The following is a 15,752-nucleotide window of genomic DNA, read 5'->3' as shown; positions in this document are numbered from 1 at the left end:
TAGATATTTTCCCATAGGAAAGGTTAAAAGTTAGGAAAAACTTATATTTATGTAAATATAGCATTGAACCCCAGATCGGGCAATTTAATCAAAAAACACAATGTTTTAAAAAAATTCACGGTTTAGACCGAAAACGATTCCCATCTCCCCGGAATCCCTCAATCACTTTGAAGACCCCAGCTTGGGCTCCTTTCCTGACGCCAACCGCTGTACGTTTCCCCAATGACGATTCAGGATGATAAGGAATAAAAAAATGGAAAAATAGATTAAGGGTTGGGAAGGATAGATCAAGATGACAATCACTGGAAAGAAAGCAAATGAAACTATGGCGCCTAAAGAGGAGTAACGCCAGATGCCTACAGTTAAACCCCAAATGAGAAACGTTAGGAACCCAACTCGGAAATTTAAAACCATCAAAACACCAAAACCTGTTGCAACGCCTTTCCCCCCTCGTTTTCCTTTTCGAAAAACGGGGTAGACATGCCCAAGAACCACGCCCAGTCCAGAGGCCACCTCCCATTCCAGTTGACCCGTTATATACCTCGTTAAAACAACAGCAAGAACCCCTTTTCCAATATCACCTAATAACGTTAACAATGCCGCTTTTTTTCCGAAAACCCTCAAGACATTGGTCGCACCAATATTTCCACTCCCGCTGGTCTCTAGGGAATTATCCCCTTGCCTCCGGGTCACCCATAAACCGAATGGAATATTCCCAATTCCATATGAGAAGATAACCATTAATCCATTTAAAATAGAATCCATTTTTTTTATTCACCCCAATACCTTTAGCTCAAATTTTTCATCCTCATCTCTTTCCAATAACGATAAAAATATTGTGCCCCCGATATTAAGGCTAAAATAGCGGCAGCCCACAGCAAAATATTTCCAATTAGGGCAACCTCCATCCAGGGTATTGAACGATCCAGAATGAGGAAAAAAATTCCAAAGGTTTGGAGAACCATTTTATATTTTCCCGTGTTTTCAACGGAAATAAAAATCCCTTCGGTAAGGGCAATTGACCTTAAACCCATTACGGCAAACTCGCGACCGACTAGAAGGATGGCCAACCAAACCGAAACCCGATCCCCCGAAACTAAAATAATCAGAGCGGAAACAATTAAAAGTTTATCAGCAACCGGGTCAAGTAGTTTTCCCAAAGAGGTGACTTGGCCTCTCCGTCGAGCTAAAAAACCATCCAAAAGATCAGTGAAGGAGGCCCCGATAAAAATTAGTGCGGCAAGTTGAAAGTGCCCCTGGAAGGGGGTCTGATAAATCTGGATAAAAAAGGGAATGAGAAGAATCCGAAAGAAGGAGAGAAAATTGGGGAGGTTTAGGACCATTGTTTTTTTTTGTTCTTCGCGGAAAAGGAAAAAAAACCTATAAGGATCATGCCCATATTAACCTTTGGCGGCCTCCTTTAAAAAAAGGGAAGTGTTCCTTTTTTAAGGTAATTTTAAAAATTCTATTTTTCCGCTTTCCTTTATAAATAAAACATAAGAAGTGGACGGTAAACCGAAAACCGGTCAATGTTTCCATTTTCCATGTTTTTTTAACAGCAAATCAGCAATTTCCCGGACCGCGCCCTCCCCTCCTCGCTTTTGGGTAATATAATGAGCAAAGACTTTTACCTCTTTGACTGCATTGGGAACTGAAACAGAAAACCCCACTAGCTTCATGATGGGGATGTCAATTAAATCGTCACCCATATAGGCAACCTGTTCATCCTCCAATTTATGCTTTCGAAGAAAGCCTTGATAACATTTTAGTTTATTGGAAATCCCTTGGTATACCTCAGAAATGCCAAGCTCTTTGGAACGAACCCCAACCGCCTTGGATTTTCTTCCGGAAAGCAATCCCACTCCAAAACCGTTTTTTTTTAACATAGAAACGCCATGACCATCATAAATATTAAAAACCTTAAACTCTTTTCCCTGCTCATCCAGATAAATTTTTCCGTCGGTTAACACCCCATCAACATCCAATAAAAGATAACGGATTTTTCGAAGCCGTTTTTTGAACCCAACCCCTTTTTTATCGTTGAATTTAAAACTCAAACAACTCCTCTTTTTAATAAATCATGGAGATGAACAATCCCTAAAGCTTTCCCCCCCACCACAATGATTAAGGAGGTAATGGAAAATTTTTCCATAAGAAGAACCGCTTGAGCCGCTAAGGCATCGCGGTCAATGGTTTTTGGATTTTGGGTCATAATATCTTTTGCCTTCTGGTTGAATAATTCCTGGCCGTGATCAATCCGCTCCAGCCATCTCCGAAGATCACCATCGGTGATAATTCCCTTAAACTCTCCTGAAGGACTGGTTACTGTGGTAACCCCAAGTTTTTTTGATGTAATTTCCATTAAAGCATCCTTCATTGGCGCATTCTCAAAAACCCTTGGAATTTGTTCTCCCGTATGCATTACATCTTCTACTTTTAACAGAAGACGTCTTCCCAAAATTCCACCAGGATGAAACAGGGCAAAGTCCTGTTCTTTGAACCCTCGTTTCTGAAGAAGGACGATAGCCAAGGCATCTCCCATGGCTAAGGTTGCGGTCGTACTGGCAGTAGGAGCTAATTGAAGGGGACAGGCTTCTTCCTTCACGCTCACATCAATTACTACCTGGCTCACCTTTCCAATGGTTGATTGAGGTTTCCCTGTTAATGAAATTAACGAGACATTTAAACGCTTAAAAAAAGGAAGAAGATCAATGATTTCTTCGGTTTCCCCGCTATTGGATATAATGATCATAACATCCTGTCGGGTTACCATTCCCAAGTCCCCATGTTTCCCCTCCCCGGGGTGAAGGAAAAAGGTTGGGGTACCTGTACTGGACAGCGTGGCAGAAATTTTTTGTCCAATATGGCCTGACTTTCCCATTCCTGTGACTACAACTTTTCCTTGACAGGAATATAAAAGATTGACTGCCTGAATAAATTCATTACCCAGTCGGGGTAATAAACCGGAAATAGCTTGTGCTTCTATTTCCAACACCCGTTGGGCCTGTCTTATTAAATCTTCCGAATTCATCATTTTTTTTAAAGATTAATATAAAAGGATGTCTACCCTTCGATTCTTTAACGTTTAAAGGGAATTTCGAATGCGTGAAACCTGCTCTAAAAGATTTTGAAGGTCCTTCAGCCTCACCATATTGGGCCCATCACTAAGGGCTTTATCGGGATCAGGATGGACCTCCATAAAAAGGCCATCGCAACCAACCGCCACCGCAGCACGGGCAAGATGAGGAACAAATTCCCGTTGACCAGAGGACACATTTCCTCCCCCTCCTGGTAATTGAACGCTATGGGTGGCATCAAAGACAACAGGGTATCCCCATTGACCTAAAATGGGAATGGATCGCATATCCGCCACCAGGTTATTGTATCCAAAACTACTCCCTCTTTCCGTCAAAAGAATTTTCTGACTCCCAGCCTCTTCAATTTTTGTAATAATATTTTTGGCGTCCCATGGGGCCAGAAATTGTCCTTTTTTTACATTCACAACCTTGCCACTTTTTGCAGCGGAAACCAAAAGATCGGTTTGGCGGCATAAAAAAGCAGGAATTTGAAGGATATCCAAAACATCCGCAGCGATGGGAATATCTTCGATTTGATGGACATCAGACAAAAGAGGAAGGCCGTATTTTTCCTTTACCTTATTCAAAATGTCTAACCCCTTGGAAATTCCAGGCCCGCGAAAGGAATGGATTGAAGATCGGTTGGCTTTATCGTAGGAGGATTTAAAAATGAGGGGCATGCCAACTTTTTTTGTAATTTCTTGGAGTTGATGAGCGGTTTCTAAAATCAGGGTTTCATTTTCAATCACACAAGGACCCGCAATTAAAAATAAAGGCGAACCCTGGCCCAATTGAAAGGAACCGACCCGAATATTTTTTTTTGATCTGCCCTGAGCATTCATGGGTCAATCCTCCATTGTATTTTGACGATGAAGGCTGGCTTGAATAAAGTGCTGAAAAAGGGGATGCGGTTTACGGGGATTTGATTGAAATTCAGGATGAAATTGGCACGCAATAAACCATGGGTGATTTTTTAACTCAATAATTTCAACTAACCGCCGGTCAGGGGATAACCCGCTAAAAATCATTCCCGCCTTTCGAAGTCGTTCGTGGTAAGCGGGGTTGACCTCATACCGGTGCCGGTGTCTTTCATTTATTTTTTGAGTTTGATAAATATGATGAACTAAAGTCCCTTTTTCTATAACACAGGGGTAAGCACCCAATCTCATGGTTCCCCCTAATTCATCGATGTTTTTCTGATCGGGCAATAAATCAATAACAGGATCATCTGGCTTCCCACCAAATTCTGTACTGCTGGCCCCTTTTATTCCCCCAACGTTTTTGGCGTATTCAATGACGGCACATTGCATTCCCAAACAGATCCCAAAAAATGGAATTTGTTTTTCCCGTGCGAATCGGATGGCAGTAATTTTTCCCTCAATTCCCCTGTTCCCAAATCCGCCCGGAACCAAAATTCCGGGAAGATCATGGAGAATTTCACTTGGATTACCTTTTTCAATATCATCCGCATCAACCCAACACACCTCTACTTTTGCGTTATTGGCTATGCCACCATGCCGAAGTGCTTCACAAAGGCTTTTATAGGATTCCTTGAGTTCAATATATTTTCCCACCAATCCAATCCGTACGTTATATTCCGGATTCTCCATGCTTTTAACCAATTTTTTCCAGCTGGAAAGGTTAGGGGGACGGGAATTCAGGAAAAGTTTTTTTACCACCAAATCATCCAAGCCCTCCTCATTTAACAAAAGCGGAACTTCATAAATATTTTCCACGTCCTGAGCCGTTATCACCTCATTTGGTTCAAGGTTACAGAACAGGGCTATTTTTTTCTTTAATTCCAATGGAAGATGGCGATCCGTTCGGCATAAAAGGATGGAAGGTTGGATACCAATTTCTCGAAGCTTGTTGACACTGTGTTGCGTGGGTTTCGTTTTCAGCTCATCGGATGTTTTGATATAAGGAACGAGAGTTAGATGGATATAAATTACGTGGTCTCTTCCCACATCAAATTGAAACTGGCGAATGGCTTCCAGAAAAGGAAGGCTTTCGATATCTCCAATGGTTCCGCCGATTTCCACAATTAATAAATCATTTCCTTCCCCAGCTCTCTGGATACATCCCTTTATTTCATCTGTGATATGTGGCACCACTTGGACAGTTCCACCCAAATAATCCCCGTGTCTTTCCTTGTTAATAACAGTGTTGTAGATTTTTCCTGTGGTATAATTGTTTTCTTTTGACATTCGGACAGAGGTATATCGTTCATAGTGTCCAAGGTCTAAATCAGTCTCCGCACCGTCTTCTGTAACGTAAACTTCCCCATGCTGGTAGGGGTTCATGGTCCCTGGGTCTACGTTAATATAAGGGTCCAACTTTAAAAAAGAGATTTTTAACCCTCGGCTTTCCAAGAGGTTGCCGATAGAGGCCGATGCCAAGCCTTTTCCTAAAGAAGAGACCACTCCGCCGGTTACAAAGATGTATTTTGCCATGGGTCCTCATTTTTTTTTGTAAAGTGAACCTGTTTCATTGATTTTCCACATTGGTTTTAAAATTTTTTCCACACCAAAGTTTCCGGACCCGTTCTAAATCATCTTGGGTATCAATTTCCCAACCTTCGGTTTGGGTCTCTACCACATCAATCGGATAACCATTTTCTAACGCTCGGAGTTGTTCCAATTTTTCTGAAATTTCCAGTTTCCCAAGTGGTAGTTTAACAAAAGTTAAAAGAAAATCCTTTTGGTAAGCATAGAGGCCATAATGTTTAAAATATAGATTGGGGGGGAATTCCTCTCCTGAAGCGGTATCCCGAAGAAAGGGAATCCGAGATCTGGAGAAATAGAGGGCTCGCCCTTTCGCATCCGTCACCACCTTGACCACATGAGGACTATTGAGTTCTTCATGGGACACAATCGATTTTTTAAGAGTGGTCATCACGGGGTTTCCCTGTGGAGATAAAAAGGGGCTTAGGGCATCTTCAATCATTTTTGGACTGTCCATTAAAAGATCGCCCTGCACATTAACAATCACGTCTGCCCGAATTTCCCTTTCCACCACTTCAGCAATTCGGTCGGTTCCGGACGGATGTTTGGTGGAAGTCATGTAGACCTCCCCCCCTTCTTTTTTAATATGTTTAAAAATTTCAGAACTATCGGTTGCCACCAATACACGATCCACCTTGGGAGCTTTACTCGCCCTTTCATAAACATGGCTGATCAACGCTTTCCCGTTTATTTCAACCAACATTTTAGCCGGTAAACGGGTGGATTTTAGCCGTGCCGGAATAACAATGGCAACTTTCAATTTTCTTCTGATTGTTGAAGGATTTGATCCAATTGTTCTGGTTTTACTGTTGCGGTACCAACTGTTCCAACCACAATGCTCGCAGCATAGTTTGAAAGCAATGCGGCTTCCGTAAAGGAAGCCCCTGCGGCCAGAGACAGAGCCAAAACTGATACCACCGTATCTCCTGCTCCTGTGACATCATACACTTCCTTTGCCACTGTGGGTATATGATTTATTTTTCCCCCCGGTTCAAACAAACTCATTCCCCGATCCCCCCTCGTAATGAGCACTGCCTGGCATTTTAATCTATCCAATAAAGACTGACCAGCTTTAATCAAATCCTCGGTTCCTTTCAATTCAATCCCCGCTGCCTGGGAGGCCTCCAAATGGTTTGGGGTAATTATGGTGGTATTTCGAAATAGGAACATATGACTGACCTTTGGATCCACAACCACCTTGATGGGATATTGCTGAAGCAGTTGGTGGAGCCCCTCCATAAAAAGAGGATTAATAACCCCCTTTGCATAATCGGAAAGGACCAAACAATCCGTTTGTTTTAACTCTCTTTCAACAGTTAGCAAAAGGGCATCAATCGTGGATTGGGAAAAAGAATCAGATTTTTCATGGTCAAAGCGGACCACCTGTTGACTATGGGCAATAATTCGGGTCTTTTGGATGGTCGGATATCCGGGTAATTGAACGATTCCCTCCGTACTCCCTCCTTGGTTTTGAATGATCGAAAGAAGATTTTTTCCGGATTCATCCTGTCCCGTCACTCCGCAAACCTTAACCCGCCCTCCTAAGGTCAATATATTATGGTATACATTGGCGGCCCCTCCTAACAAATGGGTTTCCGATGTCACATTGACCACCGGCACGGGAGCCTCTGGGGAAATTCGGGTTACATTCCCCCAAATAAAATGATCCAGCATGAGATCCCCTACAACCAGGATTCTTGCCTTCTTAAACTCTTTCAGAAATTTTCTTAACCCTTTTCCCAAGTTCTTCCAGGTCCCTTAAGAAACAAGACTAAAAAGGCGATCCCATCGGATCCAGCTATCTTCCCCGTTCCAGGAAAAATAGATGATAAAAGCCCTTCCTTTAATTTTGTTGTGGTCCACAAAACCCCAGAAACGACTATCCAAACTATGGTCTCGATTGTCACCCATCACAAAATAAGAAGAGGGAGGAACCTCAATGGGTCCGTAATTATCACGAGGTTGAAATTCTCTCGGCAAAATGTGGGATTCCTGATGAATGGCATAGGGTTCTTCTAAAGGTTTCCCATTTAAAAAAACTTCTTTATCCCTAACTTCAATGGTATCCCCTGGTTCCCCGATCACCCTTTTGATAAAATCCTTTTCTTCATCCTTGGGAAATTTAAAAACAATTATGTCCCCTTTTTTGGGATCCCCAAATTCAATCAAATATTGATCGGTAAAAGGAATTTTTATCCCGTAAATAATTTTCCAGACCAATATGTGATCTCCCACCAAGAGTGTAGGGATCATGGACCCTGAAGGAATTTTAAAAGCTTGAACAATGAATGTTCGAATCAATAAGGCCAATATGATGGCAATAATGATGGCTTCTGCATATTCCCTTAGTACTGATTTTTTTCTTCCCTCTGCTTCTTCCACGTTTAATCCTTTACTTTTAAAACCGCCAGAAATGCCTCCTGCGGAATTTCCACCCGACCCACTTGTTTCATCCTTTTTTTTCCTTCTTTTTGTTTTTCCCACAATTTTCTTTTTCGGGTAATGTCTCCACCATAGCATTTAGCGGTTACATTTTTCTTGAGAGCTTTCACATTTTCTCGTGCAATGATTCGGCTCCCTATGGAGGCTTGAATCACTACCTCAAACAACTGTCTGGGAATGACTTCCCTCATTTTTTCAACCATTTGACGGGCCCGGTGATAGGCCTTTTCTTTATCCACAATAAAGGATAAAGAATCCAATGTTTCTCCATTCAATAATATATCAACCTTTACCAATTTCCCCTCCCGGTAACCGAGCCATTCGTAATCCAAAGAGGCATAACCTTTGCTCAGGGATTTCAACCGATCAAAAAAATCTAAAATGACCTCATTTAAGGGAAGTTCATAAACCACCATGACCCTTTCCTGATCCAGGTATTTTAGGTCTCGTTGAATCCCTCTTCTGTTCTGGCAAATTTTCAAGAGAGGGCCAAGGAATTGTTCCGGGGTGATTAACGTTGCCAGTATAAAAGGCTCTTCCATCCTTAAAATGGATTGCGGCTCTGGTAATTTTGAAGGATTATCCACTTCAATCACTTCATTTTTCTGATTGGTGACTCGATAGACCACCGTTGGGGCGGTACTGATCAAAGAGAGGTGATATTCGCGTTCCAACCTTTCCTGAATAATCTCCTTGTGAAGAAGGCCCAAAAATCCGCATCGAAACCCAAAACCCAAGGCCAAAGAAGTTTCAGGCTCATAGGTAAATGAGGAATCATTGAGTCGTAGTTTCTCCAGAGCTTCCCGGAGCTCGTTGAACTGCCCACTTTCTATGGTAAAAACACCACAAAAAACCATGGGTTTAATTTCTTTATATCCGGGAAAGGGGTGGGTGGTCGGGTTAAGGGCATCGGTAATGGTATCTCCAATTTTCGTATCCTCCACCCGTTTGATTCCCGCAATAATATACCCTACCTCCCCGGCAGATAATCTTAAAACGGTTTCCCTCTTGGGTGTAAAGACGCCTACCGAAATTACCTCATAATCTCTTTTTACGGACATTAAGCGAATTTTTTGTCCTGGAAAAATCTCTCCATCCAGTATTCTGACCAAAACCACCGTTCCTTGGTAATTATCAAACCATGAATCAAAAATGAGGGCTTTTAAGGGCTGATCCGCTTGGGTAGACGGAGGAGGAATTCGAGTTACAATGGCTTCAAGAATTTCCCGAATTCCTTTACCTTCTTTGGCACTGACCAAGAGGATCTCCTCAACATCCAAACCTAAAATTTCCTGAATTTGATGTTTGACCCGGTCTACATCGGCACTGGGCAAATCAATTTTATTAATAACCGGAATGATAGTAAGGTTATTTTCAATGGCCAAATAGGTATTTGCAATGGTTTGGGCTTCTACTCCTTGGGTTGCATCCACTATCAAAAGGGCTCCTTCACAGGCGGCAAGGCTTCGGGAAACTTCATAGGTGAAATCCACGTGGCCCGGAGTATCAATTAAATTAAAAATAAATTTTTCCCCTTTAAGGTCCGTATACCGTAGACGAACTGCATGGGCTTTAATGGTAATCCCTCTTTCTCTTTCCAGGTCCATATCATCCAAAACCTGTTCCCGTTTTTCCCTGGTTTCAAGGGCCCCAGTAAACTCAAGGAGTCTATCCGCCAGAGTGGATTTCCCATGGTCGATATGTGCAATGATGGAAAAATTCCGAAACCCCAGTTTTGGCAACTAATTTCCTCTTTGTTATCTTAAACTTACTGATTATATGAATTCCCGGTTTTGTTGTCAAAGAAAAATAATAATGGGAATAGGCCATCCACCCTCAGGGGTTTAACATCACAGAAGAAAAAATTCCAAATAGCCTTTGGGATCACCTCTTTAGTGCAAAAAAAACCCTGGAAGATGCAATTTTTTTTATGGCCTTTTGGGGAAAACCAAAAAAACTCCGTCTTCAAACCTCTGGAGACCCTTCCATCAGGAAAAAACCTGAACCTTTAAAAAATTAATGTTTTAAGGAAATTTTGTTCAAGATTGTCAGCCCCTGACTAAAATATTCCCTTAAGATTGACATTTCCGCACGATAAGATAATATTAACAAGAAATTGAGAAAGGTAATTTTTCCTCATGACTTAAGAGAAGCCTTTTGAGTCTGAATATACAAAACCCAGTTTTTCAATTCAAAAAGAAATCTCCGGAAAAAACAATGAAGAATAAAAATGAAAGAAAAAGCCTCCAAATTATTATCCCCATATCTTTTGCACTCCTTTTTTTAATATCTTGTGCGACTACACCTTCAACACTTCAACACCAAACAGCCGATTCTACTTATTCCAATCAGGTTTCAGAGGAAAGTCCCTTTCCTTCCCAGGAACAAGCCTCAGAAAAATTCCTTTTTAATGAAAGCTACCCAAATACCGAAAAAAAATCCTCCCGAGACCACCCCCTTTCTCCTCTGTTCCCCATCATCGAACTTCCATTAGAAGAAGAGGAAGAGGAACTCGTCCTGGATGAACCAACCTATGATGTTCCCATTGTTATTAATGAGAGCGTGGAGGCTTATATAGGGTATTTTCAGGTCCGAATTCGGGACCGTTTTGAGGAATATTTAAACCGCTCAGGACGTTACCTTGGCCTCATGAAAGAAATTTTTAAAAATAATGGTTTACCTGAAGACCTGGTTTTTGTAGCCTTGATCGAAAGCGGCTTTAACCCTTACGCCTACTCAAGATCCCGGGCTGCTGGCCCATGGCAATTTATCAAGGGGACTGGCCGTAATTATGGCCTTCGGATTAACGCTTGGATTGACGAAAGAAGAGATCCGGTAAAGTCCACCCATGCTGCTTCCCGTTATCTAAAAGATCTGTATGATATGTTTGGTTCTTGGCCGTTGGCGCTGGCCTCTTACAATGCAGGGGAAGGCAGAGTAAAACGGGCATTGATTAAGGCCAAAGGAGAAGATTTTTGGGATCTAAAATCCACGAAATTTATTAAGAAAGAAACGCGAGATTATGTTCCCAAATTCATGGCCGCAACCATCATTGCAAAAAACCCAGAACACTACGGGTTTAATATCGATTACCATGAGCCTTTGAAATACGATGAGGTTACCGTGGATCGGCCCACCGACCTTCGCCTGATGGCCAAAGCCATTGGTGTCAGCTATAAAGAAATGAAACTTTTAAACCCTGAATTAAAAACCACCATTACTCCTCCAAATTATAAGGATTATAAAGTAAAACTTCCTGAAGGATCCCGGGAAACCTTTCTTGAAAACTTCAATAAAATTCCGGAAGATCAAAGAACATTGGCTTTTCGACATGAGGTTCAAAGGGGTCAGACGCTTTGGGGATTGGCCCGTCAATATGGAACCACCATTTCGAACCTTCAAGAGCTCAACACGATGGGAAGGAGAACCCGCCTTCGCGAAGGTGAATATTTAGTCGTTCCCCTTGCAAATAAATATGTGGATCTTGACTCCAACTACGAAATCAAGAGTTCCTCTAAAAACAAACAAAATAACCGGAAGATTTATTACCGTGTAAAACGGGGGGATTCTTTATGGAAGATTTCACAAAAATATAATGTCAGCATTAAGACCTTAAAAAATTGGAATAAACTTAAATCAAACCGAATCTATCCCGGAAAACGACTGGTCCTGGTTTTGGATAGAGGAAACCTGTAATTCTAGAACCACCTCCCACCCTCTTCCTGCCCCTTTGATCCCTCTGGAAATACCTGTAGGAAATGAAAGAGTCCTGCTCATTGCATTGAACGCTTTTCTTTAAAAAAAAACGTTTATGTGTTTTGAATTGGAAAGGTTATTTCTCTTCGGAAGAGGGAGAAGAAGGCTCGTTGGCGTCAGGTTTTAAGTTCTGCTCCCCAGGTTTTTGTTCGGGTTCAAGACCCTTTAAGCGGGCCAGGGCTTCACTGGCAATGGGGGAAGTAGAGAATTGATCAGAAATGTGTTTGTAGATTGAAGTGGCTTTTTCCTTTTGTCCCATTTTTTCGTAAATTCCAGCCAATTCAAAAAGGGATTGATCACGGCTATTGGCCCCCTCCAATTCCGATACCTCTTTAAATTGCTTTTCAGCCTCATTCAATTCATTCCTTTCAAGGTAAACATAACCCAGCTTCTGAATAACCATTGGAGAGATTTTGTGGGTTTTTCCGTACCTGTTTAAAAATTCCCGGTAGGCCTGAATTCCCTGTTCAAACTCTCCCATGGCCACATAACTGTTTCCCATCCTATAACGGGCTACCGCCGAACTGGGCGTTCGAGGAAATTGACGGATGAGGTCCTTATATTTAGTGATCCCGGATTGGTAAGCTTCCCTCGTAGCATTCTCGTCCCCTTCATATAACTGGGCATCCTGGAGCGATTTGGAGGCTTCATATTGAAGGATTAAGGCCTTCCGATGGGCACTTTTATCATAATACCACCAAATGCCAGCCCCCACTCCCAGAACTAAAACCACAATAACCGTCCAGAAGATATTCTTTTGGTTGTCTTCATACCAATCTAGAAGACGTTCCGAAAGGTGGGCGACTTTGATCGTTTCAGTATTATTTTTTTTTGTGGGTATCCGAATTTTATAAGGCATAGATCCGGTATGGAACAGGATTCATTATCGCTTATTTCCAGCCTTCACGGTTTGTTGGGAAAAACTGAAGGTGATTTTATTGAGCTTCACCATCTTATGAAAAATTCCATCACCTGTCAAGCCCACCCGATCCCTCATTGACCCTTGTGATGGGAGGCACTATAATTCGGTGTCATCTCAAATAAGGTGTCCTTTGAAGCTGCCAACGGACTTGAAATTCATTTTAGAACAAATTGATGGAAAAGGATATAAAGCCTTTAAAAAAATTAAAGGAGATTATCAATTTACACGGTATTCCCTGATCATTGACCATGTACAGGCGGATCCATTCGCCGCACCTTCAAGAATCCGCATCATAGTCTCTCAAAGGGTTGCAGGTTTTCCCCTAACTCTTTTTAGAAATGCTTCAAGACAAACCGCTTTGGAAGATTATATTGGCAGGCAATTTTCAAAATCAATTCACCTTCCTCCTACACAGACCCGTGAGACCTTTGGGGGTCACACCATTGCCATTGAATCAGGGGGTCAGGAAATATTAAAGAGATCAGCCGTAAACATTTCTATAGATCGTTTAGAGGTACGGTTTTTTGTTAGGCTTCCAGCCTCAGGTCGAAAAATTCTTGGGGATGAAGCCATTAGAATTTTTTTGGAGGAAATTCCCCGAATGGCTTATGCCTCTCTTTTTTATGAAAGCCTCAATCAAGTCGAATGTTTGGACCATGTTGAAACGGGGGATGATTCCGATGCCTTACGCAACCAGTTATTACCCAATGGCCTGGTTGCCTTTGTGGCAAAAGGATCCCTTTTACCGAGAAGGTCTGGTATTGATGATCGTCCTTTGGATGTTAGCCGAAATATTATTTTCTTCAACTCGCCCCCCGAGAAGGAAATTGAATTAATTCGTCCAAATAAAGGACCTATAAAAGGAATGGGAATTCCCAAAGGCATTACTTTAATCGTGGGAGGAGGTTTTCATGGAAAATCTACCCTCCTGAGGGCCCTTGAAAGAGGTGTTTATAACCATATTCCAGGAGATGGTCGGGAAAATATTGTATCCGTCGAAGATGCCATAAAAATCCGAGCAGAAGAAGGAAGATCTATTATTAAGGTAAACCTTTCTCCATTTATCAACCGCCTCCCCTTCGGTCAGCCTTCCGAGTCATTCTCAACCGAAAATGCCAGTGGCAGTACCTCTCAGGCAGCCAATATTATGGAAAGCCTCGAAATCGGTACTTCGCTCCTTCTTATGGATGAAGATACCTGTGCCACCAATTTTATGGTTCGGGATGAATGGATGCAGTCGTTGGTTCCCAAAGAAAAAGAGCCCATCACACCATTTTTGGACAAAGTCCGTCTCCTTTTCCGTGACCATGGGGTCTCAACCATTCTTATTTCTGGAGGATCGGGAGATTATTTTTCCGTGGCAGATCAGGTTATCATGATGGACCATTACAGCCCAAAAGACGTAACAAAAAAGTCTAAGGAAATTGTCAAACAACGTTCCCATCCACGAAAGCCTGAAGGAGGGGAAATTTTTGGTGTATTTCAACCCCGGGTTCCCCTATTGGAAAGCCTATTGGGAAGAGACGTAAAAGAAAAAGGTAAAATTAAAGTGATGGGATTGAAAACCCTTCGGATTGGAAACCGCATTCTCGATTTAACCCACTTGGAACAATTGGTTGAAACAGGACAAACCAAGGCAATCGCCGATATGATTTTTTATTTTATAAGACATTTTGGAAATGAAGATTTACCTATTAAGGAGGGAATTCAAAGAATGTTTGATGAGTTGAACACCAAAAGCTTTGATATGTTAACTCCCTTTCAGCGGGGAGACTATGCCCTTCCCCGAAAAATGGAATTCTCCCAGGCGCTTAATCGAATCAGGACCTTAAAGATAAGAAATACTCCTTATTTCAGGGCATAAGGGCCCCAGGGGGACCTGCTTCTTTTGAAATTCGAATAAAACCTATCCCCCCCCGATATGAATCAGCCAAAGCGTGGGTTTTGAAAGAATAGACACCCTCCTCTTTTAAACGTGTTTCAAAAATGGCTCCCCCTCCTGGGGGAAGGGTCCAAAGGGGAACATTTTCTTTTATGTGTTTGGGGTTCCCATTCTCAAAAACCTTTAAAAACATCCCCCCCACCAAATTAAAGGAAGAGAAAAAGTTTGGGCCTGCATTTAGAACATACCACCGTATAAGCTCCCCGGGTTGCGCTTCTATCGGGGTTTCTACATATTTATTCATATACCCATTAAAAACGACAAACCGGGCTTCGCCATTCAGCATTCCGTGAACATTCCGGGGGGAGGAATAAAATTCACTTTGTACTAAAACAATTTCTCTTGCATTTTCCCTGGGCTCTGTGGGATCTACAATCAGAGCACCATACATCCCATTGGCAAGGTGTTGGAATGTGGGTGAGGTTCCACAATGGTATAAAAATACGCCCGGAAATTCGGCTTTCCAGGTAAAGGAAACCGATTCCTTTGGCCCCACACTTCTAAAATTTTGATCGGGAGGCGTTATCACTCCATGTAAAACAATTGAATGGGCGATAGAACCCTTATTTTCAAAAATAAAATCAATCTCATCCCCCTCTTTGACCCGGATCACTGGCCCGGGAATAAACCCCTCAAAAGTCCAGGCTTTATAAGATTCTCCTTTTGCAACCTTTACGGTTTTATCCAATGCTGTCAAATGAATTTTAAGGGTTTCTCCCCTAACCGAATCCTCAAAAAAATGCCCAAAAACCATTAATATTAAAAAAAACGAATATAAGGATTTTCGATCCAAAACAACCATGTTTTACCTCTAGAATAATTTAATCGAACAAAAGAATGGCTCTTTCCTTTATTCAAGTTTAGCCTGAAAACAAAAAACCACCAAGTTATTTTAACCATTGGGCAAATGCTAATAAAATGGGGATGGATTCCTGATTCTGTTAAATTAGAACGCTCCACATGCCTTCAGGCTTGGATTCCAATGAAGTGATGGGAGGCTCTAAAAGACCGCTTTCTTCCTTTAAGAAATGATTCAATAGAAGGGGTGGGTGCTAAGCGATTCGAAAATCGGGAGGAATTGAAAGGTTTCAAACATAGGGGTTTCTTCC

The 15,752-nt window shown here is 41.9% G+C and carries 14 protein-coding genes; 2 read left to right on the top strand and 12 right to left on the bottom strand.

The window, feature by feature from the left end; translation table 11 throughout:
• Positions 1-162 precede the first annotated feature (162 nt).
• From plsY to lepA, 10 genes are all read right to left on the bottom strand, one after another.
• The gene (gene plsY, locus VGB26_05720) at positions 163-765 is read right to left on the bottom strand and encodes a glycerol-3-phosphate 1-O-acyltransferase PlsY (protein ID HEX9757280.1); all 603 of its coding nucleotides are present in this window, start codon (positions 763-765) and stop codon (positions 163-165) included.
• A 23-nt stretch (positions 766-788) separates the two neighbouring features.
• Positions 789-1,343 carry a CDP-diacylglycerol--glycerol-3-phosphate 3-phosphatidyltransferase gene (gene pgsA / locus VGB26_05715; protein ID HEX9757279.1) on the bottom strand — a complete coding sequence of 185 codons (555 nt, stop codon included), beginning with the start codon at positions 1,341-1,343 and terminating at the stop codon, positions 789-791.
• Positions 1,344-1,526: 183 nt separating this feature from the next.
• Positions 1,527-2,057, bottom strand: a complete 531-nt coding sequence (locus VGB26_05710; GenBank protein HEX9757278.1) for an HAD hydrolase family protein — start codon at positions 2,055-2,057, stop codon at positions 1,527-1,529.
• Complete coding sequence (locus VGB26_05705; protein ID HEX9757277.1) at positions 2,054-3,034, bottom strand: KpsF/GutQ family sugar-phosphate isomerase; 981 nt, start codon at positions 3,032-3,034, stop codon at positions 2,054-2,056. The genes VGB26_05710 and VGB26_05705 overlap by 4 nt, the downstream gene beginning before the upstream one ends.
• A gap of 51 nt (positions 3,035-3,085) precedes the next feature.
• Positions 3,086-3,919, bottom strand: a complete 834-nt coding sequence (kdsA, locus tag VGB26_05700; protein ID HEX9757276.1) for a 3-deoxy-8-phosphooctulonate synthase — start codon at positions 3,917-3,919, stop codon at positions 3,086-3,088.
• A gap of 3 nt (positions 3,920-3,922) precedes the next feature.
• The gene (locus VGB26_05695) at positions 3,923-5,530 is read right to left on the bottom strand and encodes a CTP synthase (GenBank protein ID HEX9757275.1); all 1,608 of its coding nucleotides are present in this window, start codon (positions 5,528-5,530) and stop codon (positions 3,923-3,925) included.
• A gap of 34 nt (positions 5,531-5,564) precedes the next feature.
• On the bottom strand, positions 5,565-6,341 hold the full coding sequence (gene kdsB, locus VGB26_05690; protein HEX9757274.1) for a 3-deoxy-manno-octulosonate cytidylyltransferase: 777 nt from the start codon (positions 6,339-6,341) through the stop codon (positions 5,565-5,567).
• A complete protein-coding gene (gene rfaE1 / locus VGB26_05685) occupies positions 6,338-7,324 on the bottom strand; it encodes a D-glycero-beta-D-manno-heptose-7-phosphate kinase (protein HEX9757273.1) in 987 nt (328 codons plus the stop codon). The genes kdsB and rfaE1 overlap by 4 nt, the downstream gene beginning before the upstream one ends.
• Positions 7,325-7,339: 15 nt before the next feature.
• On the bottom strand, positions 7,340-7,963 hold the full coding sequence (gene lepB / locus VGB26_05680; protein HEX9757272.1) for a signal peptidase I: 624 nt from the start codon (positions 7,961-7,963) through the stop codon (positions 7,340-7,342).
• A 2-nt stretch (positions 7,964-7,965) separates the two neighbouring features.
• Positions 7,966-9,765, bottom strand: coding sequence for a translation elongation factor 4 (gene lepA / locus VGB26_05675; GenBank protein HEX9757271.1), 1,800 nt, complete (start codon positions 9,763-9,765; stop codon positions 7,966-7,968).
• A gap of 475 nt (positions 9,766-10,240) precedes the next feature.
• Here lepA and VGB26_05670 point away from each other — a divergent pair, with 475 nt between their 5' ends.
• Positions 10,241-11,719, top strand: coding sequence for a LysM peptidoglycan-binding domain-containing protein (locus tag VGB26_05670; protein HEX9757270.1), 1,479 nt, complete (start codon positions 10,241-10,243; stop codon positions 11,717-11,719).
• A gap of 136 nt (positions 11,720-11,855) precedes the next feature.
• On the opposite strand, the gene VGB26_05665 is transcribed toward VGB26_05670, so the two are convergent.
• The gene (locus VGB26_05665; protein HEX9757269.1) at positions 11,856-12,638 is read right to left on the bottom strand and encodes a tetratricopeptide repeat protein; all 783 of its coding nucleotides are present in this window, start codon (positions 12,636-12,638) and stop codon (positions 11,856-11,858) included.
• Between the two features lie 193 nt (positions 12,639-12,831).
• On the opposite strand from VGB26_05665, the gene VGB26_05660 reads away from it, so the two are divergent.
• A complete protein-coding gene (locus VGB26_05660; protein HEX9757268.1) occupies positions 12,832-14,565 on the top strand; it encodes an ABC-ATPase domain-containing protein in 1,734 nt (577 codons plus the stop codon).
• Here the strand turns inward: VGB26_05660 and VGB26_05655 are convergent.
• On the bottom strand, positions 14,555-15,445 hold the full coding sequence (locus VGB26_05655) for a multicopper oxidase domain-containing protein (GenBank protein ID HEX9757267.1): 891 nt from the start codon (positions 15,443-15,445) through the stop codon (positions 14,555-14,557). The two genes, VGB26_05660 and VGB26_05655, sit on opposite strands and share 11 nt — an antisense overlap.
• Positions 15,446-15,752: the final 307 nt, after the last annotated feature.

It is taken from the genome of Nitrospiria bacterium (assembly GCA_036397255.1).
Taxonomy (GTDB): domain Bacteria; phylum Nitrospirota; class Nitrospiria; order DASWJH01; family DASWJH01; genus DASWJH01.
This window is presented reverse-complemented; position numbering and strand designations above follow the sequence as displayed.

Bases quoted from the DNA above. Each gene is read 5' to 3' on its own strand.
- VGB26_05670 (HEX9757270.1), top strand. From the start codon at position 10,241: ATGAAGAATAAAAATGAAAGAAAAAGCCTCCAAATTATTATCCCCATA.
- kdsA (HEX9757276.1), bottom strand. From the start codon at position 3,919: ATGAATGCTCAGGGCAGATCAAAAAAAAATATTCGGGTCGGTTCCTTT.
- VGB26_05655 (HEX9757267.1), bottom strand. From the start codon at position 15,445: ATGGTTGTTTTGGATCGAAAATCCTTATATTCGTTTTTTTTAATATTA.
- plsY (HEX9757280.1), bottom strand. From the start codon at position 765: ATGGATTCTATTTTAAATGGATTAATGGTTATCTTCTCATATGGAATT.
- VGB26_05695 (HEX9757275.1), bottom strand. From the start codon at position 5,530: ATGGCAAAATACATCTTTGTAACCGGCGGAGTGGTCTCTTCTTTAGGA.
- VGB26_05705 (HEX9757277.1), bottom strand. From the start codon at position 3,034: ATGATGAATTCGGAAGATTTAATAAGACAGGCCCAACGGGTGTTGGAA.
- VGB26_05665 (HEX9757269.1), bottom strand. From the start codon at position 12,638: ATGCCTTATAAAATTCGGATACCCACAAAAAAAAATAATACTGAAACG.
- pgsA (HEX9757279.1), bottom strand. From the start codon at position 1,343: ATGGTCCTAAACCTCCCCAATTTTCTCTCCTTCTTTCGGATTCTTCTC.